The 21,400-nt window shown below is 63.0% G+C and carries 23 protein-coding genes; 15 read left to right on the forward strand and 8 right to left on the reverse strand.

The window, feature by feature from the left end; all coding sequences use genetic code 11:
- Nucleotides 1-33 precede the first annotated feature (33 nt).
- Nucleotides 34-558 (forward strand): CAP domain-containing protein, encoded by a 525-nt coding sequence (locus NEI07_RS07800; RefSeq protein ID WP_407659866.1) that lies wholly within the window; start codon nt 34-36, stop codon nt 556-558.
- Between the two features lie 2 nt (nt 559-560).
- On the opposite strand, the gene NEI07_RS07805 is transcribed toward NEI07_RS07800, so the two are convergent.
- Nucleotides 561-770 (reverse strand): hypothetical protein, encoded by a 210-nt coding sequence (locus tag NEI07_RS07805; protein WP_256033838.1) that lies wholly within the window; start codon nt 768-770, stop codon nt 561-563.
- A 165-nt stretch (nt 771-935) separates the two neighbouring features.
- On the opposite strand from NEI07_RS07805, the gene NEI07_RS07810 reads away from it, so the two are divergent.
- Complete coding sequence (locus NEI07_RS07810) at nt 936-1,985, forward strand: DUF2336 domain-containing protein (RefSeq protein ID WP_256033839.1); 1,050 nt, start codon at nt 936-938, stop codon at nt 1,983-1,985.
- Nucleotides 1,986-2,088: 103 nt separating this feature from the next.
- On the opposite strand, the gene NEI07_RS07815 is transcribed toward NEI07_RS07810, so the two are convergent.
- Genes NEI07_RS07815 through NEI07_RS07825 form a run of 3 tightly spaced genes read right to left on the reverse strand, consistent with a single transcriptional unit; the run spans nt 2,089 to nt 5,070 of the window.
- Nucleotides 2,089-2,430 carry a DUF1491 family protein gene (locus tag NEI07_RS07815; protein ID WP_175092558.1) on the reverse strand — a complete coding sequence of 114 codons (342 nt, stop codon included), beginning with the start codon at nt 2,428-2,430 and terminating at the stop codon, nt 2,089-2,091.
- 47 nt (nt 2,431-2,477) lie between these two features.
- Nucleotides 2,478-3,233 carry a peptidoglycan-binding domain-containing protein gene (locus tag NEI07_RS07820; protein WP_256033840.1) on the reverse strand — a complete coding sequence of 252 codons (756 nt, stop codon included), beginning with the start codon at nt 3,231-3,233 and terminating at the stop codon, nt 2,478-2,480.
- A complete protein-coding gene (locus NEI07_RS07825) occupies nt 3,226-5,070 on the reverse strand; it encodes a sensor histidine kinase (protein ID WP_256033843.1) in 1,845 nt (614 codons plus the stop codon). The genes NEI07_RS07820 and NEI07_RS07825 overlap by 8 nt, the downstream gene beginning before the upstream one ends.
- Nucleotides 5,071-5,283: 213 nt before the next feature.
- On the opposite strand from NEI07_RS07825, the gene NEI07_RS07830 reads away from it, so the two are divergent.
- The 5 genes from NEI07_RS07830 (at nt 5,284) to NEI07_RS07850 (ending at nt 9,015) form a co-directional block, all read left to right on the forward strand.
- The gene (locus tag NEI07_RS07830; protein WP_256033844.1) at nt 5,284-5,568 is read left to right on the forward strand and encodes a hypothetical protein; all 285 of its coding nucleotides are present in this window, start codon (nt 5,284-5,286) and stop codon (nt 5,566-5,568) included.
- Nucleotides 5,569-5,759: 191 nt separating this feature from the next.
- Nucleotides 5,760-6,353: a hypothetical protein gene (locus NEI07_RS07835; RefSeq protein WP_256033845.1), complete on the forward strand. Its 594-nt coding sequence runs from the start codon at nt 5,760-5,762 to the stop codon at nt 6,351-6,353.
- Between the two features lie 111 nt (nt 6,354-6,464).
- The gene (gene lepA, locus NEI07_RS07840; protein ID WP_256033846.1) at nt 6,465-8,270 is read left to right on the forward strand and encodes a translation elongation factor 4; all 1,806 of its coding nucleotides are present in this window, start codon (nt 6,465-6,467) and stop codon (nt 8,268-8,270) included.
- A complete protein-coding gene (locus tag NEI07_RS07845; protein WP_256033847.1) occupies nt 8,270-8,902 on the forward strand; it encodes a type II toxin-antitoxin system Phd/YefM family antitoxin in 633 nt (210 codons plus the stop codon). The genes lepA and NEI07_RS07845 overlap by 1 nt, the downstream gene beginning before the upstream one ends.
- Nucleotides 8,899-9,015 carry a type II toxin-antitoxin system YoeB family toxin gene (locus NEI07_RS07850; protein ID WP_256033848.1) on the forward strand — a complete coding sequence of 39 codons (117 nt, stop codon included), beginning with the start codon at nt 8,899-8,901 and terminating at the stop codon, nt 9,013-9,015. The genes NEI07_RS07845 and NEI07_RS07850 overlap by 4 nt, the downstream gene beginning before the upstream one ends.
- Before the next feature lie 30 nt (nt 9,016-9,045).
- Here the strand turns inward: NEI07_RS07850 and NEI07_RS07855 are convergent, their stop codons facing one another.
- The gene (locus tag NEI07_RS07855; protein ID WP_256033849.1) at nt 9,046-9,948 is read right to left on the reverse strand and encodes a DMT family transporter; all 903 of its coding nucleotides are present in this window, start codon (nt 9,946-9,948) and stop codon (nt 9,046-9,048) included.
- 127 nt (nt 9,949-10,075) lie between these two features.
- Nucleotides 10,076-10,807 carry a class I SAM-dependent methyltransferase gene (locus NEI07_RS07860; protein ID WP_256033850.1) on the reverse strand — a complete coding sequence of 244 codons (732 nt, stop codon included), beginning with the start codon at nt 10,805-10,807 and terminating at the stop codon, nt 10,076-10,078.
- A 94-nt stretch (nt 10,808-10,901) separates the two neighbouring features.
- Between NEI07_RS07860 and NEI07_RS07865 the strand changes: the two genes are divergently transcribed.
- Together NEI07_RS07865 and NEI07_RS07870 are read left to right on the forward strand one after the other, a co-directional pair.
- The gene (locus NEI07_RS07865) at nt 10,902-12,206 is read left to right on the forward strand and encodes a glutamate-5-semialdehyde dehydrogenase (RefSeq protein WP_256033852.1); all 1,305 of its coding nucleotides are present in this window, start codon (nt 10,902-10,904) and stop codon (nt 12,204-12,206) included.
- Nucleotides 12,207-12,354: 148 nt separating this feature from the next.
- Complete coding sequence (locus NEI07_RS07870; protein WP_256033853.1) at nt 12,355-12,954, forward strand: nicotinate-nucleotide adenylyltransferase; 600 nt, start codon at nt 12,355-12,357, stop codon at nt 12,952-12,954.
- Between the two features lie 61 nt (nt 12,955-13,015).
- Here the strand turns inward: NEI07_RS07870 and NEI07_RS07875 are convergent, their stop codons facing one another.
- Nucleotides 13,016-13,348, reverse strand: coding sequence for a hypothetical protein (locus tag NEI07_RS07875; RefSeq protein ID WP_256033854.1), 333 nt, complete (start codon nt 13,346-13,348; stop codon nt 13,016-13,018).
- 48 nt (nt 13,349-13,396) lie between these two features.
- Nucleotides 13,397-14,746: a 30S ribosomal protein S12 methylthiotransferase RimO gene (gene rimO / locus NEI07_RS07880; protein WP_256033855.1), complete on the reverse strand. Its 1,350-nt coding sequence runs from the start codon at nt 14,744-14,746 to the stop codon at nt 13,397-13,399.
- A gap of 349 nt (nt 14,747-15,095) precedes the next feature.
- On the opposite strand from rimO, the gene NEI07_RS07885 reads away from it, so the two are divergent.
- The 6 genes from NEI07_RS07885 to tam all read left to right on the forward strand — a co-directional run bounded on the left by NEI07_RS07885 (nt 15,096) and on the right by tam (nt 20,892).
- Nucleotides 15,096-16,079 carry a beta-ketoacyl-ACP synthase III gene (locus tag NEI07_RS07885; RefSeq protein WP_256033856.1) on the forward strand — a complete coding sequence of 328 codons (984 nt, stop codon included), beginning with the start codon at nt 15,096-15,098 and terminating at the stop codon, nt 16,077-16,079.
- A 130-nt stretch (nt 16,080-16,209) separates the two neighbouring features.
- The gene (locus NEI07_RS07890; RefSeq protein WP_256033857.1) at nt 16,210-17,247 is read left to right on the forward strand and encodes a sulfate ABC transporter substrate-binding protein; all 1,038 of its coding nucleotides are present in this window, start codon (nt 16,210-16,212) and stop codon (nt 17,245-17,247) included.
- Entirely contained in the window at nt 17,244-18,107 is an 864-nt protein-coding gene (cysT, locus tag NEI07_RS07895; RefSeq protein WP_256033858.1) for a sulfate ABC transporter permease subunit CysT, read from the forward strand. Before NEI07_RS07890 ends, cysT begins: the two co-directional genes overlap by 4 nt.
- Nucleotides 18,100-18,990, forward strand: coding sequence for a sulfate ABC transporter permease subunit CysW (cysW, locus tag NEI07_RS07900; protein WP_256033859.1), 891 nt, complete (start codon nt 18,100-18,102; stop codon nt 18,988-18,990). Before cysT ends, cysW begins: the two co-directional genes overlap by 8 nt.
- Complete coding sequence (locus NEI07_RS07905) at nt 18,914-20,083, forward strand: sulfate/molybdate ABC transporter ATP-binding protein (protein ID WP_305123660.1); 1,170 nt, start codon at nt 18,914-18,916, stop codon at nt 20,081-20,083. The genes cysW and NEI07_RS07905 overlap by 77 nt, the downstream gene beginning before the upstream one ends.
- On the forward strand, nt 20,080-20,892 hold the full coding sequence (tam, locus tag NEI07_RS07910; RefSeq protein WP_256033860.1) for a trans-aconitate 2-methyltransferase: 813 nt from the start codon (nt 20,080-20,082) through the stop codon (nt 20,890-20,892). Before NEI07_RS07905 ends, tam begins: the two co-directional genes overlap by 4 nt.
- Nucleotides 20,893-21,400: the final 508 nt, after the last annotated feature.

Genomic DNA, 21,400 nt, shown 5'->3' on the forward strand with positions numbered 1-21,400 from the left:
CCATTCACTGTTTCTCAAACAATGAGGAGCGAGATGCGCTTAATGTTTCCGTCGCCCCTTCCTCGCGTCGCCATTCTGCTGGCGTTCGGCGCGCTTGCCGGCTGCAATGCCACGCCCGAGCCGGCGAGCCCGGCGGCGGAGTCGGAGCCGCCGATGTATCGCTCTCTGGCGTCGGCCGGCGCGCGCGTCGATCCGGCGACGGCGCGCGACATGATCTCGCTTTATCGACGCAACAGCGGGCTCGGCGCGCTGACGCTGGATGACGGGCTGCAGCGCGTCGCGGAGACGCAGGCGCGGGACATGGCGCGAAGCGGTGATCTTGCGGCGCGCGGCGAACTCGGCGACCGCCTCGCGGGCGCGGGCGTTCAAACGCCGGCCGCCGTTGAGAATGTATCGGCGGGCTATCGCACGCTGGCGGAAGCTTTTTCCGGCTGGCGCGATTCCGCGCCGCATAATGCGCGCATGCTGGATAAGCGCGTGAAGCGGATGGGCATCGCGACGGCATACGCGGCCGGCGCGAAATATAAGGTCTATTGGGCGCTCGTTCTTGCCGACTGAGGTCAGGCGCGGACCCGGCGCCTGCGCTTGCCGCCGCCCGGCGCCGCGCCGCATGATTCCGGAGCGGGCTTCGCTGCGTCATTGACGAGAGCGTCGTCCACCCGCACATAGCGCACGCCGAGAAAGAATAGGATCTGCGCGTCGTGTTGCTGCACGACGTTGCGTATCGCCGCCCCCTTCGTGCGCGGCTGGAAGGCGATGACCTTCCCCATGGCGATTTCTCCAAGCTCGTTCCGCCGACGATGAATCAGCCGTCCCTGACGATTAGGAATTGGCGAGGGTTAATGCTCCGTCAACGACCGGATGCTAAATTTTCTGGGAGATTGCGTAAGAGTTTGAGTGGTGAAGCGATGGGCGCCGATAGGGAACAGCGTCGGATGGTCGACGCGTCGCTGCTTCGAGCGGTCGTCGATCAGTTTGTCGAGCGATCGATGCATCCGACGGCCGACCTCCGGCAGTTCGAACAGCTCGCGCTTGGGCTCATCGACATTGTCGATGCAGAAACAGTGGCCCGCGTGGCGCTGCCGCTCTGCTTTCATCCCGAAACGCCTGCCTCGATTTTTGCGCGTCTTTTCGACAAGGGCGGCGCCGCGGCCGCGCTTGCCTTTCAGTTTGCGCCTAAGCTCGCGCAGCGGGACATGATCGCCACCGCCGAGCAGGGGCCGGCCCAATTCGCGGCGGCCGTCGCCCGCCGACGCGGCCTCGATCGGGAGACGATGCTGGCGCTTGCCTCGCGCCGCGAGGTCGAAGTGCTGCGGGCGCTCGCCGGCAACCTCGCCGCGCATTTCGATTCGGCGTCCAGGCGCGCACTGGTCCTAGCGGCGCGCGATGATCTGACGCTCGCGCGCATGTTGCTCGATCGCGATGACCTGGATCTCGATCCAGAACCGCTCTTCCTTGCGGCGAACCGGCTCGAGCGCACGGCCATCGTGCTCAACGCCTGTCGCCAAATCTTGGCGAGCGGCGCGACCGAAGCGCCGCTTCGCGCCGACGGCGCTTTCGTCGAGAAACTGGAAGCCGCGGCGCAACGCCATGATCGCAAGGAGATGGCCGCTCTCCTCTCCGAGGCGCTCGAGTGCCGAAAGGATCGGGCGCGCGCGCTCGTCGTCGATCATCTCGGGGAAGCGCTCGCTCTGGCCCTCAACGCGATCGGCGTCCCGCTCGAATCGGCGACGCGCATCCTTCTTTGCGCGGAGCCTGGCATTGCCCATGACGTCGAGGTCGTGCGGGCGTTGCTCGGCGTGATGCGTTCGACGCCGCAGCGGGCGGCGGCGCGCATCGTGGGCGCAATGACCGGCGCGGCGCGATCGGAGCGCGAGAATTCTCGCCGCGCGGCGCGAGAGGATCCGGGCGCGCTGACGCGCCGCCGCGCGTCGCCGCAGCAGTCATTGGCGCGGCCATCGCGCAAATTCGATCAATCAGCTTAGCGCTTCCCGATCGCACGGAATCATGTGATCGATAAGGAATCGCTCAAAATCAAAATGTTGGAGCAGGTTCCGAAAAAGTCCGTCAACTTTTTCGGAACCTGCGCTAAGCGGCGAGGTCGACGAATACGCGGCCGTCGGGATCCTCGATCTCGACAATCCAAAGGTCCGGGTCGAACATGATCTCGCGCTTAAGCCTCTGCTCGGCCTCCGCCGGATCAAGCCAGTCGCCTGCGTGGACGCGCGCGAACAGCCGATCGACTCCCTCCGGCGGCTCTTCGCTCTGCGGGGCAGGGCCATAGACCGCGGCGCGCCCGTCAAGCCGATCGAGCTTTACAAAGATAGCGCCGGCCTCGGCGGCGCCGCGCCGGCGCAGCATGGCGACCGCGCCTTGCACCTCGGCCCGGCGGATTAGCGCGGAGACGAATATGTCGGACCTCAGTCGCATGGGCGCAAACTAGCGCTTGAGCGGCATGATTGTCGAACGCGCGCGCCTTAAGGGAGCGGGAGGCGGGAGCGCGCCGCGAGCTGCTGCAGCAATTTCGGCGTGATCCGGCCTTTGACCGGAAGGCCGGCGTCGCCCTCGAACTTCTCCAAAGCCTGGCGCGTCGCGCCGCTGAGAACGCCGTCGGCGCGCACAACGTAGCCGAGCTTCAGGAGCGCGCGCTGCGCATAAAGAACGTTTTTGTCGACAGGCGCAGTCTTGTCGGCGCTGGCCGCCTTGTCGGCTTTGTTGGCCTTGTCGGCGCTTGGCTTAGCCGGCGGCGGATCGCCGACGATCAGCAGGCCGATCGCATCCCGCTTCTTGTCCGCGGCGTGCGGCGGATCCGCTTTCGCCGGCGCGTTCTTGCCCCAGTCGGGGCTTTTGGCGACGTCAAGCTTTTCGATTTTGCTGGCGATGGGATCTTTCAAGGAGGGGCGCGCCGGAAGGTCTGCGTCTCGCTCGATCCGTGCGGATTCCATCACGGCTGGTCGTCGCGCCGGCGGCGTCGGCGCGCCAACGACCGCGTTCGAAGGCTGAGACGAGAAGAGCGGCGCCGGATGTCTTCCGTCCTGGAGGAACAGCGCGTTCATGGGCACGCCGATCGCCGCCACGGCGGCGATGCCGAGGATAAGCGTGACGCCGATTCGCTTCGCGCCAAACACGCGCGCAAGGACTGAGCGACGACCATTGCGCCGTCCGTCGCGCGGCGGGGCGCGATCCGCGGGAGAAGCCTGAAAGCGAGAGGCGTAGAGCGAGGCGTCACGCAATTTTCTTCACCGTTGCTGGTTCTAAGCCGACGGCGACGGCCGCGCTTGGCGGCGCGCTGAGTCGCGCGATCGTTGCGATTCTTGCCGGACCGCCGGTAGCGCCGCTGTTACGGCAGTCGAGCGGCAGGCGCACGGAAACCGTCGTGCCGGCCTGCAGTCCGCTTTCGATCGTGATCGAGCCGCCGTGCAGACCCACGAGTCCGCGCACCACGGAAAGTCCGAGGCCCGTCCCCTCATGCCCGCGTTCAAGCGACGCGCGCGCCTGAAAGAAGGGATCGCCGAGCCGCGCAAGATCGCCTGCGGCGATTCCTTCCCCATCGTCGGCGACGGTGATGACGAGGTGATTTCCTTCGGCCTGAAGCAACAGCTTGACCGTGCCGCCGCGCGGCGTGAATTTCACCGCGTTAGAGAGCAGATTGATCATTATCTGCCTGCAGCCGCGTTTGTCGCCGGCGATCTCGCCAGGGGCTTCAGCATATTCGCGCGCGAGCGTCACGCCCGACTGATCGGCCTGCAGCTGCATCATGTCGCAGCACTGATCGGCGAGGGTCCGCAGAGCGAAGGATTCAAGCGCGATTTGCATGGCGCCGGATTCGATCTTGGACATGTCCAGGATGGAGTTGACGATCTCGAGCAGATGGTGGCCGGAGTCGCTAATGATTGACGCATATTCCCGCTGTTTGGCGGGTTCGGAAGGCGCAATCTCGTCGGTCGCCAACATTTGGGAGAAGCCGATGATGGCGTTGAGCGGCGTGCGCAGCTCGTGGCTGACATTGGCGAGAAGGCGCACATTGCTGGTTGCAGCGCGCTCGGCGGCCGCGTGAGCCGCCGCAAGCGCGATATCGGCTTCGAGCGTGGCGTTTACGTCTCGCAGGGCGCAGAGGACGGCCTCCGCCGCGCATTCCTCGCCGTTTGATTGAGCGCGGCGCACGCGCGCCTCGAAAGAGTTGAAAACGGGCGCGACGAATTCGCTGGAAGCATTGCGCGCAACGCCAACCTGAACGCGAACGGCTGCGGTCGCCATCACCTTGCCGTCGATTGCGTCTGAGACCGCCTTGAGGAAGCTCGGCCGGTCGGCGACGTGAATGCGCTGGAAGAATTCGCGGCCGATCAGATCGCGCTTGAGATCAAAGACGTGGCGCCCGTCGCCCAGGACCGCGTTGACGAAGCCGGCGCGATCAAGGCGCAGCAGGATGTCGCCAACGGCGCCTGTCAGGAGCATGAGATCGCGATCGTTGCGCGCTTCGGCGCGGACGCGAGCCCGCTCGACCCGGACGGCGCCGAAGACGAGAGCGGCGATATAGAGAAACAGCGGCGCTCCGAGAAGGATCGTCGTCGTTACATGTTCGGTCAGCAGTTCGCGCGGCGCCCGCAGATTGAGGCCGGCTGTCAGCGCAAGGGCGGCGATGGCGACCACTTCTATGATGATGATCGCGCTGACGTCGGGCATCAGGGCAGCCTCTACGAGCGCAACGAGCAGCAGCGCGACTGAAAAGGCGTCGAAGCCCGGCATTAGCGCGTGAATGGCCGTCGCCATCGCGAGCCAACCGCTGATCGAGAGGCTCCGCGCAAGGCGCAAATCTCCCGTGCGCGACAACACGATCACGGAAGCGAGAGGGATCTGCGCAAGCAGGAAAAGGATGCAGTCGCTTGTCGTCGGCGCGCCGTGGAAGAAGAGAATCAGCGGCGCCGAGAGCAGGACACAGGCGGCGACGACGAGCCGAGCAATGATGAACGCCCGATGACGCGCCTCATCCACCGGTCGTCCGGCGACCCGCTCATGCAATGCGGCGTCCACGCAAGACGGGTAGTGGCTGTCCTCGGCGATGCTACTCAAGGCGTACGCTCCTTATCGCCAACAGCGATAGCAGGGCGTCCTTAAGCAGCCGCTAAGCCGATGCGAAAGCTTCAACCGTTGCTCGGCGACGCATCGACATGGTTTGCATTTTATTGCCGTAACTTTCAGGGAAAGAATCGATGGAGCGTTTACGAAGGCTCAACCTAGCGGCCACATCACTTACACAGAAAACCGCTTCCCTGATGGAGACGAATGTTGGTTTTTCTCGCCAAATGCGCGATTTGCATTCTCCTCGTCTGCGTCGCCCTGCAATGGCGCGCCGATCACGCGCCAGTTGCGCCGAAAAGCGCAGCCGTCCGCGCTTCAGCGCCGCAGCACGCGGCTGGCCTCGTGCAGGACGCCATCGAGAAGGTGTCCGCGCTTATTCGCGCCGGCGGCGACGCGCTCGCCAGCGCAGCGCGGGATAAATGTCTGGCGGCGCCGCGCGACTGCCTCTCGGCGGCGCAGCGCGCACAGTCCGCCGGCCACGCGCAGTAACAGCCAATCCACGAGGGCATAGCGTGCAATAGCCGCCGCTGCGCCGGTTTTGCAGAATCAGTTTTTTGACACTAAACATGGTCGCGCTTGGCGCGCGATTTTGAGGCCGAACCGCCACCGAGGCCATTCCGTTTTTGCTCGCGCGACCCGTTCGCACATCGCGAGCCATCCTCTCCCTAAAGGAGGCGGCCATGTCCGAAGAAACTTCAACGCAACCCGAAGATACGGTTTCCCGCTCCGAACTGACCAATCTGCAGGAGCAGCTCAAAGCGACGCGCATGGAGCGCGACCGGCAGATTTTCGAGAAGTCCGAGATCGTCGCGAAGGCGAACGCCTACGCAAAGGAGCGCGACGACGTTCGCGACAGCCTGGCGGCGATGACCGCGGAGCGCGACCGCCTCGCCGCTGAGAACGCCGGGGCGTCGACGAAACTGCTTGAGACCTCCCGGCAGCTCGAAGCCGCCAATCGCCGGGCCGACGAGGCTGCGGCGGAGGTCGTGCGGCTGCGTCACGCGATCGCCACCGCGCCCTCATCCGATCCCGCCGTCGTGCTGTGGAGCCTCATCTCGGAAAAGACCAGGGATGGCGTCGCCTGGGTAAGGGGCAAGATTCCCGCCGACAGCGCGGCTTTGCCCTGGTTCGACAAGACGGTCTCGCTCGTGACCCAGGTCGGCTGCATGGCCGTGAAGGCGGCGGACGCCTTCATTCGCTGGGCCGTGCCCAAAGCCATTGAGCTTTTTAACAAGGGCAAGGCGGAGCTCGAGGCGCGAATGGAGAAGAAATAGCCTTCCCAAAGGCTCCGGCGCGCCCCCTGGGGCGCCCTGCGCTCGAAATGGCGCCGGGCGCGGGCGGACGCGCCCTTTCATTCCTTGGCGGGCGCTGCTATCCCCGCGCACATGACCGCCCACAAGATCGAAAACATCCGCAATTTCTCGATTGTCGCGCATATCGACCACGGCAAATCGACCCTGGCCGACAGGCTCATTCAGGAGACCGGGACGGTCGCCGCGCGCGACATGGTCGAGCAGGTGCTCGATTCGATGGATATCGAGCGCGAGCGCGGCATCACGATCAAGGCGCAGACCGTGCGCCTCAACTACAAGGCCAAGGACGGCAAGGATTACGTCCTCAATCTGATGGACACGCCCGGCCACGTCGACTTCGCCTATGAGGTGTCCCGCTCGCTGAAGGCCTGCGAGGGCTCGCTGTTGGTCGTCGACGCCTCTCAGGGCGTCGAAGCGCAGACGCTGGCCAACGTCTATCAGGCGATCGACGCCGGCCATGAGATCGTTCCCGTCCTGAACAAGATCGATCTGCCGGCGGCCGAGCCCGACCGCATCAAGGAGCAGATCGAGGAGGTCATTGGGCTCGACGCCTCGGGCGCGGTGCTCATTTCGGCCAAGACCGGCATCGGCATTCCCGACGTGCTCGAGGCGATTGTCACGCGCCTGCCGCCGCCAAATGGCGACGAGAAGGCGCCTTTGAAGGCGCTGCTCGTCGACAGCTGGTACGACGCTTATCTCGGCGTCGTTGTGCTGGTGCGAATCTTCGACGGAACCCTGAAGAAGGGCCAGAAGATCAAGATGATGGCGACCGACGCCCATTACGAAGTGGATAAGATTGGCGTCTTTCGTCCCAAAATGCAGGATGTCGCGTCGCTTGGTCCCGGCGAAGTCGGCTTCATCACGGCGCAGATCAAGCAGGTGGCGGATACGCGCGTCGGCGATACGATCACCGACGACAAAAAGCCCACGGCCGAGGCGCTGCCGGGCTTCAAGCCGGCGCAGCCCGTGGTGTTCTGCGGACTTTTCCCCGTGGACGCCGCCGACTTCGAGGATTTGCGCGCGGCGATCGGCAAGCTGCGCCTCAATGACGCCAGCTTCTCCTACGAAATGGAGACCTCCGCCGCGCTCGGCTTCGGATTCCGCTGCGGTTTCCTGGGCTTGCTCCATCTCGAAATCATTCAGGAGCGGCTGCAGCGGGAATTCAATCTCGACCTCATCGCGACGGCGCCGTCGGTCATCTACAAGATCACCTTGACGAACGGCGACGAGATCGAGCTGCACAACCCCGCCGACATGCCCGACGTCGTGAAGATCGAGGAGATCAAGGAGCCTTGGATCCGGGCTACGATCCTAACGCCCGACGACTATCTCGGCTCGGTGCTGAAACTCTGTCAGGACCGGCGCGGCGTGCAGGTCGATCTCAACTATGTCGGCAAGCGCGCCATGGCTGTGTACGATCTGCCGCTCAACGAGGTGGTGTTTGATTTCTATGACCGGCTGAAGTCGATCTCGAAGGGCTATGCGTCCTTTGATTATCAGATCACCGACTATCGCGCCGGCGATCTCGTCAAGATGAGCATTCTCGTCAACGCCGAGCCGGTCGACGCGCTCTCCATGCTCGTGCATCGCACGCGCGCCGACGGACGTGGCCGGCAGATGTGCGAGAAATTAAAAGAGCTCATCCCGCCGCATATGTTCCAGGTGCCGATTCAGGCGGCGATCGGCGGCAAGATCATTGCGCGCGAGACGGTGCGCGCCTTCCGCAAGGATGTCACCGCAAAATGCTATGGCGGCGACGTGACCCGCAAGCGCAAGCTCCTGGAGAAGCAGAAGGAAGGCAAGAAGAAGATGCGCCAGTTCGGCCGCGTCGAGATTCCGCAGGAAGCGTTCATCGCCGCGCTGAAAATGGAGGAGTAATGACGGCCGCCGATCCGACGGCTCTGGATCTATTGCAAGCGGATTTCTCAGAGCTTTTCATCCAGCTTTCGGAGATCGAGCGGCGCATTCGCGAACGCATCACGGAGCATGCCGTCGGCAATAGATTAAAGGGCAATGAGCGCGTCGGTTGGCTCGGCGAAGTATATGGAAAGACGCTCTTCGGCGGTTCATTGGTCGGCGATGAGCACGAGCACGATTTCGAGACCCCTGCCGGCTGGCGCGTTTCGGTCAAGACAAGAAAAGGTTGGGGTAAAGGCTGGAAGCAAACAAGCCCTATTCCGACCTACGACGGCGATCAGTGCCCCACTCATCTGCTGTTCGTCCATCTCGACGACCATTATGCGATCGATCGCATTTGGCTTTTTTGTTGGAAAGAGTTAGTTGCCGCGAAACGATTCAAGGTGCACAAAGTTCGTGGGATGCATCGTTCTTACGTGTTTAGACTGGCCGAAAGGCGAGATGCTCCGAACATCGTATATCCGCGATCTTCGATCAGCGGCTTTTCGGAGACGAATCATCTTCTGAACAGCCCGTGCAACGCCGAGCGCCTGCGCGCTGCCATCCAGGAACTCGACGCGGGGCGTGGAAAAGAGCGCAAGCTCGTTGAATGAAGTTCGTCTTCTCCGAGCAGGCTTGGGCCGATTATTTCTATAGGCAGACACAGGATAAAAAGACTCCCGAACGCATCAATACGCTCATCAACTCGAAGACGGCGCCTTGCTGATTGCTCAGTGTCGCTATCATTATTGACGTCTTACTCCCTTGCCAGCGCGATCATCACCGCGCCGATCAGCATCACCGCCGCGCCAAGCAGCCGGCCGCTCGACTCCTCCTTCAGCACACGTCCGCTCGCGACCACGGTAAAGAGCGCCGACAATCGCTTGATGGCGATCACGTAAGGCGTGAACAGCACGGTGAGCGCCCACATCTGCAAAGTATTGCCGAAGGCCATCGCCGAACCCGCGCCGATGGCGTAACGCAAATCGAACGCGCTTGGCGCGGCGCGCCGCGCGGCAAGCCAGTAGAGCAGGGCGCAGAGCGAGATGACGATCGTCACCGCCGCGATCCAGATGAGCGGCGTCGACGCCCTGACGCCGAGCTTGTCGATGTTGGCGGTGACGCTCCAGATCAATGCGGTGCCGATCATCATCCGCGCGCCTTTGTCGCGCACGAAGACATGGAAGTTGAAGCGGCGCCCATTTGCCCGGTCTGCGTCGAGCAAGCCGACGCCCAGCACGGTAAACAGCACGCCGAAGACGCCCATTGGCGGGGCATGCTCGCCGGTCATGATCGGCGAGGTGAACAGCATCAGCACGGGCGTGAGCAGAACGAGCGGCGCCACCAGCGACGCGTCGGACAGTCGAAAGGCGCGGATGTACAGCACATAGGCGACGACATTTAGCGCGCCTGACCAGGTCAGCAGAGTCCAGAAACCAGGCGTCGTCAGCGATGCGAGCGTTTCGCGCGGCGCACTGAGCAGGCCCGGATAGTAAATGAGGCAAGCAAGGCTCAGCAGGACAGCGCCCGCGCACCATTGCGCGGCGAGAATGGCGCGATCGTCGGCCGTTCGCGTCGCGGCCTTTGTGCCGAGATCGGTGACGGATTGGCAAATGGCGGTGACGAGGGAGGCGAAGAGAGCAAGAAGCGCGATGTCCATGGCGCGCTATAGCGCATGATCAGCGAGAGTGGGAGTTGGCTTTGCCTGAGATATCGAGCGCGCGGCAAACCCTCTCCCGACGGGAGAGGGTTGCGCGCCTCGTCTTGAAAGAGAAGCGCGCGTCGCCTCAGGCGCCGGGCTTCGCCGCGGTCACCAGCGTGTCCACGCCGTCGCGGAATTCGACCGCGACCGGCGCGAAGCCCGCAGCGCGCAACTGCTCCATAGCAGGCTCGAAATACATGATGTGCTGGGGCGATTCGTCGCTCAAGAGGTGCAGGATCCAGTCTTCGAGCAGATCGAGTCGGTTCATCTTCGTGAATATCTTGAACCAATCCCGCACCACGGCTTGCGTATCGGCCAGATGCGCCGCCAGGTCGTCCATCGCGTAGCGGTCGCCGTTGACGAAAATTCCGCCCGGCTTCAGGACACGGAAAATTTCCGAAACGACGGCCTGACGGTAGTCCTCAGGAAAATTATGGATCGCGTAATTCGAAATGACGACATCCATGCGCGCATCCGGCAGCGTGCGGAGCGCCGTCAGCGCATCGGCTTCGATAAATTTGACGCGGCCCGCCAAGGCGTAATCGGCAAGATTGGTTCGCGCCTGATTCAGCATTTCGCCGGCGCTGTCGATCGCGGTGAGCCTGAGGTCGTCCCGCGCCGAGAGCGCCGCCAGCGTGCTGATCCCCGTTCCGCAGCCGATCTCGAAGCCATCGATCGGCCCTGCGTCGGAACGCCACTCCGCGACCCGGTCGCCGATCTTTTTGGCGAGCGTGGCGGCGTTTGGACACATCAGCCGCAGCACGTCATATTCAGCCGCAATGGGCCCAGTGAAAGGATTCTCTTGAAGCGCGGACATGCGGCTTTTTTTCATATCGCGAGAGGCCTCGCAAGGGCGGCTTTTCTTGCCGGGGCCGCCATGTTAGCGAAACTCCAGATCCGTTGAGAAAGCTATGACGCAGGCATTACGCAGCGAGCCGCAGGCAGGCGGCGCAGACGCGACGCTGAGCGACTCATTTGTCGCGCTCGGGCGCGCCGCGCGCGCTGCGGCGCGGGCGGCGGCGCTCGCCTCCACCGACGCCAAGAACAATGCGCTGCGCGAAGCCGCCGGCGAAATTCGCCGCCAGAGCAACGCCATACTCGCCGCCAATGCGCTCGACGTCGCTGACGCCAAGGCGCGCGGAACGGCGGCGTCCTTTCTCGATCGGCTGACGCTCGATCCCGCCCGCGTCGAGGCGATCGCCCGTGGACTGGAGGAGATCGCCGATCTCCCGGATCCTGTCGGCCGCATTCTGGCGAGTTTCGATCGCCCGAACGGCCTGAAGATCGAGCGCGTCTCGACGCCGCTCGGCGTCATCGGCGTGATTTACGAAAGCCGGCCCAATGTCACCGCCGACGCTGGCGCTCTGTGTCTCAAGGCCGGCAACGCCGTGATCCTGCGCGGCGGCTCTGAGAGCCTGCGCTCCTCGGCCGCCATCCACGCCTGCCTTGTCGCGGGGCTGAAGGCCGCGGGGCTTCCAGAAGCGGCGATCTCGCTTGTCGCGACCGCGGACCGCGCCGCCGTCGGCGCGATGCTGGCGGGCCTCGACGGCAATATCGACGTGATCGTGCCGCGCGGCGGCAAGAGTCTGGTCGCCCGCGTGCAGCATGAGGCGCGCGTGCCGGTTTTTGCGCATCTTGAAGGCATCGTGCATGTCTTCGTGCATAGGGACGCCGATCTCGAAATGGCGAAACGCGTGTTGCTGAACGCCAAGATGCGGCGCACTGGCATTTGCGGCGCGGCGGAGACGCTGCTCGTCGACAAGGCCTGCGCCGCGACCCACCTTCAGCCGCTCGTCTCGATGCTGATCGATACAGGCTGTGAAGTGCGCGGCGACGCCGCAACACAAGCCGCGGACGCGCGCGTGAAGCCGGCGAGCGAAGACGACTGGCGCGCTGAATATCTCGACGCGATCATCGCGGCGCGGGTCGTCGACGGGCTAGCGGGCGCGATTGATCATATTGAGACCTATGGCTCGCATCACACCGATTGCATCATCACGCGCGACGTGGAAGCGGCGCAGCGCTTCATGAACGAGGTTGATTCCGCGATCGTGCTGCACAACGCCTCGACGCAATTCGCCGACGGCGGCGAATTCGGCTTTGGCGCCGAGATCGGCATCGCCACGGGCCGCATGCATGCGCGCGGACCCGTCGGCGTCGAGCAGCTGACCTCGTTCAAATATCGCGTCTACGGCGACGGTCAGGTGCGGGGGTGAGTGGTCTCTTGGGTGGCGCGCTGCGCGAGCCCTTGAAGCGTCCCTTCTTCCGCTTGCGGGAGAAGGCGCCGCGCGAAGGCGCGACGGATGAGGGCCCTCACTCGGCTCGACTTCCTCGAGTCACCCGATCCCGCAAGCGGGAGAGGGAATGATCCCCCGTCTCCCGCCCAACGCTCCCGGCATGCGCATTGGCCTTTTCGGCGGCTCGTTCGATCCGCCGCATGAAGGCCATGCGCTCGTTTCGCGCGTCGCGCTGACGCGGCTAAAACTCGATCGGCTGTGGTGGGTTGTCTCGCCCGGCAATCCGCTTAAGGACGCGCGCCAACTGCCGTCAATCGAAGCGCGAATAGCGGCGGCGAAAAAGATCCTGCGCGATCCACGGGTCGCCTTCACCGGATTCGAGGCTGAGATCGGCGCACGCTACACTTGCGACACGCTCGAATTCCTGCACGCGCATTGTCCGGGCGTGCGCTTCGTCTGGATTATGGGCGCGGATAATCTTTTGCAGTTCCATCGCTGGCGACGATGGAAAGAGATTGCGCAAAGCATGCCCATCGCCGTCATCGACCGGCCGGGCGCGACGCTCAAAGCCGCCAACGCCAAGGCGGCGGTCTATTTCAAGAGCGCGAGGATTCCCGAGAGCGAGGCCGGTAGGCTCGCCGTGACGCCACCGCCGGCGATCGTCTACCTGCACGGGCCGAGACTCGAGCGTTCGTCGACCGAACTGCGCGCCGGGACGCGTTCATGAACGCGCTCCGGTTTGGTGAGGTGCGCTGAATCCGCGTCGGCTTTGGCGGAAAATGCTTTGGCTATTTGCGCTCGAAGAGCGGCAATATCCAGCGCTTATAGGCCCAGAAGCTCAGAGGAATGCCGACGAAGATCGCGACCCACATCAGAGCCGAATTGTCCGTGCCGTGCTCGTAGAAGCCGCCACCTTCGGTCACGGACTGCGTATAGGGATTGCGCACAAAGAGCGTAATCGCGAATGAGCCGATGACGATCAGCGCCGTGGCGATGTAGAGGCTGCGCGGAATTACGAACTTCGGCAGCTGCGGCTGCGCCGGCGCCTCTTCAGGCCTGGGCGGCGGGGTTTCCTGTGGCTTATTCTGAGGCTTGCCCTCGTCGTGGGGTTCTTCGGTCATGGGGCTTCTCTCCCGATATTTTGTGCTTGGCCCCAATATAGGGCTGCTTTAGGTCGCCGCGCCATAGACGTCATAGGCCTCCGCGCGTTCGATTTTCGCCGTGACGATGTCGCCCGCGCGCAGCGGGCGCCGCGATGCGACAAAGGCCGCGCCGTCAATCTGCGGCGCGTCGGCCTTGGTGCGGCCCTTGGCGAGCGCGCCCGATGGTCCGCCGCCCGGTTCGTCAATGATGACTGAAAGGCGCTTGCCGATCTTGCGTTTCATCAGCCGCGCGCTGATCGCGTGCTGTTTCTCCATAAAGCGCCGCCAGCGCGTCTCCTTCACGTCGTCCGGGACGGCGGGTAGGCCAAGCGCCTCGGCCGGCGCGCCGGCGACAGGCTCATATTTGAAGGCGCCGGCGCGGTCGATCTCAGCCTCCTCCAGCCAATCGAGAAGATAATCGAAATCCGCGTCGGTCTCGCCCGGGAAGCCGACGATGAACGTCGATCGCAGCGCGAGGTCTGGACACGCCTCGCGCCAGGCACGAATGCGCGCCAGGGTCTTTTCATCATTCGCGGGGCGCTTCATGGCCTTCAGCACGTTCGGCGCGGCATGCTGAAAAGGAATGTCGAGATAGGGAAGGATTTTCCCCTGGGCCATCAATGGCATCACCTCGTCGACATGGGGATAGGGATAGACGTAGTGCAGGCGGACCCAAAGGCCGAGATCGCCAAGTTCGCGCGCCAGATCGAGAAAGCGCGCGCGCACGCTACGGTCGCCGAACATGCTCTCGGCGTAGCGAATGTCGCGGCCGTAGGCGCTCGTGTCCTGCGAAATGACGAGCAGTTCCTTGACGCCTGCGCGCGCGAGCTTTTCCGCTTCGCGCAGCACATCGGCCGCCGGCCGCGAGACGAGCGGCCCGCGCAAATGCGGGATGATGCAGAAGGAGCAGCTGTTGTCGCAGCCTTCCGAGATTTTCAAATAGGCGTAGTGGCGCGGCGTGAGCTTCACGCCTTGTTCGGGGAGAAGATCGACAAACGGATCATGCGCGGGCGCAGCGGCGCGATGTACGGCGTCGACGACGCTCTCATATTGCTGCGGGCCGGTGATCGCCAGCACTTGCGGGAAGCGCGCCGTAATCGCTTCGGGTTCGGCGCCCATGCAGCCGGTGACAATTACCTTGCCGTTTTCGTTCAGCGCAGCGCCAATCGCTTCGAGCGACTCCGCCTTGGCGCTATCGAGGAAGCCGCATGTGTTGACGATGACGACGTCGGCCCCGGCGTGGGTGCGCGAGAGCTCGTAACCTTCGGCCCGCAGCCGCGTGACGATGCGTTCGCTGTCGACGAGGGCCTTCGGACAGCCAAGCGAGACGAAGGAGACGCGCGGGGCGGCGCTCAGCGGCCTCTGTTGATCCTGCATGGCGCCCCTTGCCATGCGGCGGCGGACTTTGCAATCGCGGGCTCAGCGTTACGCGGTCAGCGCGCCAATGAGAGCGAAGAGCGCGATGGCGGCAAAGATGATAGCGTGGACCATAAACCAACTCCGACGAGCCCCGAGCTTGTCTAGTTGCGCGCACTTTAAGAAAGAATTGAGGCCCGTGTTCTGGGAGATGTTTCTGCGCTGGCGCAAAAAAGCCAATAAGTCAGCGACGATGAGGGCCTTTGCCGGAGCTCAAAAATAAAAATTTGCGCTCGGCCTGAGCCGCTCTTAATGAATAGCGCCTCGCTACGAGCTTCAGCCACGCCGTCTCAGAAGGAAGCGCCACGTCTTGACGAATTCGATAGTTCTTGGAACTGGGTCTTATGCGCCGCAGCGCGTCATCTCCAATGCCGACCTCGAGAAAATCGTCAAGACGAACAATGAGTGGATCGTCAGCCGCACCGGCATCAAAGAGCGCCGAGTGGCCGCAGAGCATGAGGCCACATCGGATCTGGCCGCGGCCGCAGGGCGCGAGGCGCTGCAGTTCGCTGGCGTAAAGCCGGACGACGTCGACATGATCGTCGTGTGCACGGTGACAGGCGACACGCCGACGCCGTCCTGCGCGTCGTTTGTTCAGGCGCAGCTCGGCGCGAAGAACGCCTTCGCTTTCGACGTCGGCGCGGCCTGCGCCGGTTCTCTTTACGGGCTGTCCATCGCCGACCAGTTCATCAGAAGCGGCAAGGTGAAGCGCGCGCTGGTGATTGGCGCCGAGACTCTCAGCCGCTTCGTCGATTGGACCAATCGCGAGACATGCGTGCTGTTCGGCGACGCCGCTGGCGCGATTTTGCTCGGCGCCAGCGAAGAAGAAGGGCGCGGCCTGCTCGCCGCGAGCCTGCGGACGGACGGTTCAATGACGGGGATTCTCGGCATCTATGGCGGCGGCAGCCGTCGCCCGCCATCTGCCGAAATGCTTGAAGAAAAGGCCGGAAAAATCAAGATGCGCGGGCGCGAGGTCTATAAGGTGGCGACGCGCCTGTTGCCTGAAGTGGTCGGCGACACGCTTGAAGCCGCCGGTCTGACCGCCGCCGACGTCAATCACGTGATCGCCCACCAAGCGAATAAGCGCATCATCGAATCCGCGATGCAGAATCTCGGCGTTCCCTTCGAGAAATGCTGGATCAACATTGACCGCTACGGCAATACGTCGAGCGCCTCGATGCCGATCACGCTCGATGAGGCGAATCGCGCCGGAAAGCTGAAAAAGGGCGACGTTATCGCCATGATGGCGATCGGCGCGGGAATGACCTGGGGCGGCGCAGTGCTGCGCTGGTAGGCTTTCCTTCGCGGCCGTCCAACTCCAAATTTCGCTGACGCCAAACAGGCCAGCTTGACGCGGGCTTTTTCGCCTTGCCCCATCAATCTACTCATGCTAGCGTTTTTATAGACTACTGGAGGGCGTCACCATGAGCGAGAGATTGCAGAAGAGTCTGGGTCTGGGAATTTTAGGGGGCTTGGTTGCGCTCACGATGCTGGCGAGCGCGCATTCTCAAGCGGGCCAGACGTTCCTGAACGTCTCCTATGACCCGACGCGCGAGCTCTACAAGGCGATCAACCCCGCCTTCGCAGCGGACTGGAAAGCCCGGACCGGCGAAACCATCGAAATTCAGGCATCGCATGGCGGCTCGGGCGCGCAGGCGCGCGCGGTGATCGAGGGGCTGAACGCCGATGTCGTGACGCTGGCGCTCGCCGCCGACATCGACGCGATCGCCAGCAAGAGCGGCAAAATTCCGGTCGATTGGCAAAAGCGCCGACCGAATAACTCGTCGCCCTATACGTCGACGATCGTGTTTCTCGTCCGCAAGGGCAATCCGAAAGCCGTCAAGGATTGGGACGATCTGGCCAAGCCCGGCGTGGCGGTGATCACGCCCAACCCCAAAACCTCCGGCGGCGCGCGCTGGAATTATCTTGCGGCCTGGGGCTATGGGCTGAAGAAGTTCGGCGGCGATGAAGCCAAGACCAAAGATTTCGTGAAGGCGATCTACAGGAACGCGCCGGTCATGGACACGGGCGCCCGAGGCTCGACGATCACTTTCGCCCAGCGCGGCATCGGCGACGTGCTCCTTGCATGGGAGAACGAAGCCTTTCTTGCGCTGAAGGAATTTGGCGCTGACAAGTTCGAGATCGTGACGCCGCCGCAGTCCATTCTAGCCGAGCCGCCGGTCGCCGTCGTTGACGCCAACGCTGACGCCAAAGGCAACAGGCAGCTCGCCGAAAGCTATCTCGACTTCCTCTATTCGCCGCCGGCGCAGGCGATCATCGCACGCAATTTCTATCGTCCCGTTCATCCCGAATATGCGGCGAAGGACGACGTAAAGAAATTCGCCAAGATCGATTTCATCACCGTCGATAAAACGTTCGGCGGCTGGGCGGCGGCGCAAAAGAAACATTTCGCCGACGGCGGCATTTTCGACGACATCCAGAAACAAGAGCTGACAAGGTGACCTCCCCGAGCCTTGTCGGCAAAAACGCTCGGCGCTTCACGGCGCCGAGCGTCATTCCAGGCTTCGGCCTGACCTTCGGCTATACGCTGATCTATCTTGGCGTGATCGTCCTCTTTCCGCTCGCCACGCTCATCTGGCAGTCATCGGGACTGGGACTTTCCGGCCTCTATGCGATCGCCTCGGAGCCGCGCGTCGCCGCTTCGCTGCGTACGACATTCTTCATTTCCTTCGCGGCCGCGGTCGTCGACCTGTTCTTTGGCCTCATCGTCGCCTGGGTGCTCACGCGATACGATTTTCCCGGCCGTCGGCTGCTCGACGCATTCGTCGATCTGCCCTTCGCGTTGCCGACGGCCGTCGCCGGCATTTCGCTTGCGGCGCTCTATTCGCCAAACGGATGGTTCGGCGCGCCGCTCGCCGATTACGATATCAAGATCGCCTTCACCCGCTGGGGCATTCTGGTCGCGCTCATCTTCATTGGCTTGCCCTTCGTTGTGCGCACGGTGCAGCCGATTATTTCGGAACTCGAAGTGGAGTTGGAGGAGGCTTCCGCCACTCTTGGCGCGGGTCGGCTGCAAACCGTCATCCGTGTGATGCTGCCGCCTTTGGCGCCGGCGCTGCTTACCGGCTTCGCGCTCGCCTTCGCCAGAGCCATTGGGGAATATGGATCCGTGATCTTCATCGCCGGCAATATCGCATATGTCTCTGAGATCGCGCCGCTGCTCATCGTCGTGAAGCTTGAACAATATGATGTCCCCGGCGCGACCGGAATCGCGACGATCATGCTGGCGATTTCCTTCGCCGCGCTGCTTCTCATCAATCTGGTCCAGGCTTGGAGCCGCAGGAGATTTGGCCATGTCTGAGATCGCAGTCACGTCCAGCGGCAGCCGACGCGGCGTCAATTTTCGGCCGGTCACGCAGGACTCGTCGTTTGCGCGCTACGCCCTCATTGCGACCGCGGTGCTGTTTCTCGCCATCTTCCTTCTGGCGCCGCTTGCAATCGTCTTCGTTGAAGCCTTCAGCAAAGGGATCGGACCCTTTCTTACAGCGTTCGACGATCCAGACGCGCGCGCGGCGATCCGTCTGACGCTTCTTGTCGCGGCGATCGCCGTGCCGGCCAATCTTGTGTTTGGACTCGCGGCGTCCTGGTCAATCGCCAAATTTTCCTTTCCCGGCAAGAGCGTTCTCATCACGCTGATTGATCTTCCGTTCTCCGTATCGCCGGTCGTCGCCGGCCTCGTCTATGTGCTGGTGTTCGGCGGCCAGGGCCTCTTCGGCCCATGGCTCGCGGCTCATGGCGTGCAGATCATCTTTGCCGTGCCCGGCATCGTGCTGGCGACGATCTTCGTCACCTTTCCTTTCGTTGCGCGCGAACTCATTCCGTTGATGGAGGAGCAGGGCAAGATTGAGGAGGAGGCGGCGCTCACGCTCGGCGCTTCCGGCTTCAAGACTTTTCTGACCGTAACGCTGCCCAACATTAAATGGGGCCTGCTGTACGGCGTGCTGCTCTGTAACGCCCGCGCCATGGGCGAGTTCGGCGCCGTTTCGGTCGTATCGGGTCACATACGCGGCTTGACCAACACAATTCCGCTTCAGGTGGAGATACTCTACAATGAGTACAATAATGTCGCCGCTTTCGCGCTCGCGGTTCTTCTTGCAGGCTTGGCGCTTGTCACACTCGGGCTCAAGACGTTCCTCGAATGGCGTCACGCCGACGCGCTCTCCGGACGCGCTCGCCGCCACTGAAGCGAGCAAGCGCGGAGCTTCCATTCGCATTGAGGGAGTCGAGCAGGATTTCGGCGCCTTTCCGGCCTTGCGCGACGTCAGCCTTGACATTCAGCCTGGCGAACTTGTCGCTCTGCTCGGCCCTTCGGGCTCGGGCAAGACGACGCTGTTGCGCGTGATCGCGGGCCTCAATTCTCCCGATCGCGGGCGCGTTCTGTTCGACGGCGAGAACGCGACCAATCTCCCCGTGCAGGACCGCCATGTGGGCATGGTGTTTCAGAACTATGCGCTCTTCAAACATATGACCGTCGCCGACAATATCGGCTACGGTCTGCGAGTTCGTCCAAGGCGAACGCGTCCATCGCGGGCGGCGATCAAGGCGCGCGTCACGGAGCTTCTACAGTTCGTGCAGCTTGACGGACTTGGCGGCCGCTATCCGGCGCAGCTCTCCGGCGGCCAACGTCAGCGCGTCGCGCTCGCGCGCGCGCTCGCCATCGAGCCGCGCGTGCTGCTGCTCGATGAACCTTTTGGCGCGCTTGACGCGCGCGTGCGCAAGGATTTGCGCCGCTGGCTGCGCGACATCCATAAGCAGACGGGATTGACGACGGTCTTCGTCACGCATGATCAGGATGAAGCGATGGAGCTTGCCGATCGCGTCGTCGTGCTCAACGAAGGCCGCATCGAACAGATTGGCACGCCTGAAGAGCTTTACGACCGTCCGGCTTCGCCGTTCGTCATTTCCTTCGTTGGCGAAGCGGTCGCGTTGCCCGTCACCATCGCCGACGGCCATGTGACGTTCGGCGGCCGCGAATTGCATATCGACACCCACGGCCTGCGCAGCGGGCCGGCGAGGGTCTTCTTCCGACCGGCCGATATCGCCGTCGCCGCTGAAGGGAGCGGCGACCTTGAAGGTCGCGTCGAGAGCCTGCGGCGCACGCCTGCCGGCGTTCGCGCCACGATCGCCATCGACGGCTATGATCAAACGCTTGAGATCGACTCGCCGCTCGAACGTTCGGCTTCGCTCGGCGGCCGCGTTCCGCTCTCGCTGGCGAAGGCCCGCATCTTTCCGGCGGACGAGAACGGCGACTATGTCAACGCCGGAGACGGCATTTGAGTCCCGCGCTTGCTGACGGGATCGATGAAAGGCGCGCGACAAACGACTGGAATTCGGCGCTCTATCTGAAATTCGAAGCGGAGCGCACGCGCGCCGCCCGCGACCTGCTTGCGCACGTGCCTTATTGCGACACGCGAGCGGTTTTTGACCTCGGATGCGGACCCGGAAACAGCACGCAGCTCCTCGCGATGAGCTTTCCCGACGCCGACATCATCGGGATCGACAAATCCGACAATATGCTATCGGTCGCCCGCGCGCGCACGCCCACCGCAACTTTTATTAAGCAGGACATCGCGCATTGGCGGCCTTCGCAGCCCGCCGATCTTATCTTCGCCAATGCGGCGCTGCATTTCCTTCCCGATCATCGAGCGTTGATGACAAGGCTTTTGAGTTATTTGCGGCCCGGGGGACGCCTCGCCGTCCAAATGCCAAACAATACGCATGAGCTTTCGCACGCGGCGATGCGCATGGTGGCGGCGGACGGCCCCTGGGCGCCGCGACTGCTTCCAATCGCCAAGTCGATTATGGTGCTCGGGCCGCTCGAGGAATATTACAATCTGCTCGCGCCGCTCTGCAGCACGATCGACATTTGGCAGACGGTCTATGTCCACCCGCTCGACGGCCCTGACGGCGTGGTCGAGTGGTTCGAAGGATCGGGCCTTCGTCCCTTCCTCGACTTGCTCGATGCAAATGAGCGCGTCGAATTTCTTGCGCGGTACAGAGCGAGGCTTGCACAGGCCTATCCGCGGCAACCGGACGGCAAAGTGCTTCTGCGGTATCCGCGCCTCTTCTTCACCCTGCAGAAATAGGCGGCGGTCTGGCCGCTGTCGCTATGCGGCGTCCAATCAGCCAGACTGTGACATTACGGCAACGGTTCCGCTCGATATAGCTAGTGGTCTACTAAATCTATAGACAAAAAGACACGCTTTCGCTTTACTGCCTCTTGCGGCGTAGACGGAAAATAGTTCGCAGAGGACACTACCTTCGCGGACGAGAGAGAGCGGGAATGTCGAAGCGAAAATTAAGGCGCGGGCTGCAGTTGCGGCGTTTACTGTGGCTCTGTCGCAACAGCGCAAGTCGAAAAATCGAGTTGACTAAAACATGAGCTTAACAGATCGGCCGCGACGGCATATCCGATATGTATACGGTTTACATATCGGTCCGTCGCCCAAGGCGCGCCAATCGGAGTTGGGTTAAGCGATACGGGACAAAAGTCGATGTCGACGAGCAAAAACAGAAAGAAGTTAAGGTTAGCTGCGTTTGGCGCCGTTGTCGGCGCTGCCCTTAGCGTTCCCGAAATAGCGGACGCCGAAGACA

Source organism: Methylocystis suflitae (assembly GCF_024448135.1).
GTDB lineage: Bacteria > Pseudomonadota > Alphaproteobacteria > Rhizobiales > Beijerinckiaceae > Methylocystis > Methylocystis suflitae.

Bases quoted from the DNA above. Each gene is read 5' to 3' on its own strand.
- NEI07_RS07800 (WP_407659866.1), top strand. From the start codon at position 34: ATGCGCTTAATGTTTCCGTCGCCCCTTCCTCGCGTCGCCATTCTGCTG.
- NEI07_RS07805 (WP_256033838.1), bottom strand. From the start codon at position 770: ATGGGGAAGGTCATCGCCTTCCAGCCGCGCACGAAGGGGGCGGCGATA.
- NEI07_RS07810 (WP_256033839.1), top strand. From the start codon at position 936: ATGGTCGACGCGTCGCTGCTTCGAGCGGTCGTCGATCAGTTTGTCGAG.
- NEI07_RS07815 (WP_175092558.1), bottom strand. From the start codon at position 2,430: ATGCGACTGAGGTCCGACATATTCGTCTCCGCGCTAATCCGCCGGGCC.
- NEI07_RS07830 (WP_256033844.1), top strand. From the start codon at position 5,284: ATGTTGGTTTTTCTCGCCAAATGCGCGATTTGCATTCTCCTCGTCTGC.
- NEI07_RS07835 (WP_256033845.1), top strand. From the start codon at position 5,760: ATGTCCGAAGAAACTTCAACGCAACCCGAAGATACGGTTTCCCGCTCC.
- lepA (WP_256033846.1), top strand. From the start codon at position 6,465: ATGACCGCCCACAAGATCGAAAACATCCGCAATTTCTCGATTGTCGCG.
- NEI07_RS07845 (WP_256033847.1), top strand. From the start codon at position 8,270: ATGACGGCCGCCGATCCGACGGCTCTGGATCTATTGCAAGCGGATTTC.
- NEI07_RS07850 (WP_256033848.1), top strand. From the start codon at position 8,899: ATGAAGTTCGTCTTCTCCGAGCAGGCTTGGGCCGATTATTTCTATAGG.
- NEI07_RS07855 (WP_256033849.1), bottom strand. From the start codon at position 9,948: ATGGACATCGCGCTTCTTGCTCTCTTCGCCTCCCTCGTCACCGCCATT.
- NEI07_RS07860 (WP_256033850.1), bottom strand. From the start codon at position 10,807: ATGTCCGCGCTTCAAGAGAATCCTTTCACTGGGCCCATTGCGGCTGAA.
- NEI07_RS07865 (WP_256033852.1), top strand. From the start codon at position 10,902: ATGACGCAGGCATTACGCAGCGAGCCGCAGGCAGGCGGCGCAGACGCG.
- NEI07_RS07870 (WP_256033853.1), top strand. From the start codon at position 12,355: ATGATCCCCCGTCTCCCGCCCAACGCTCCCGGCATGCGCATTGGCCTT.
- NEI07_RS07875 (WP_256033854.1), bottom strand. From the start codon at position 13,348: ATGACCGAAGAACCCCACGACGAGGGCAAGCCTCAGAATAAGCCACAG.
- rimO (WP_256033855.1), bottom strand. From the start codon at position 14,746: ATGCAGGATCAACAGAGGCCGCTGAGCGCCGCCCCGCGCGTCTCCTTC.
- NEI07_RS07890 (WP_256033857.1), top strand. From the start codon at position 16,210: ATGAGCGAGAGATTGCAGAAGAGTCTGGGTCTGGGAATTTTAGGGGGC.
- cysW (WP_256033859.1), top strand. From the start codon at position 18,100: ATGTCTGAGATCGCAGTCACGTCCAGCGGCAGCCGACGCGGCGTCAAT.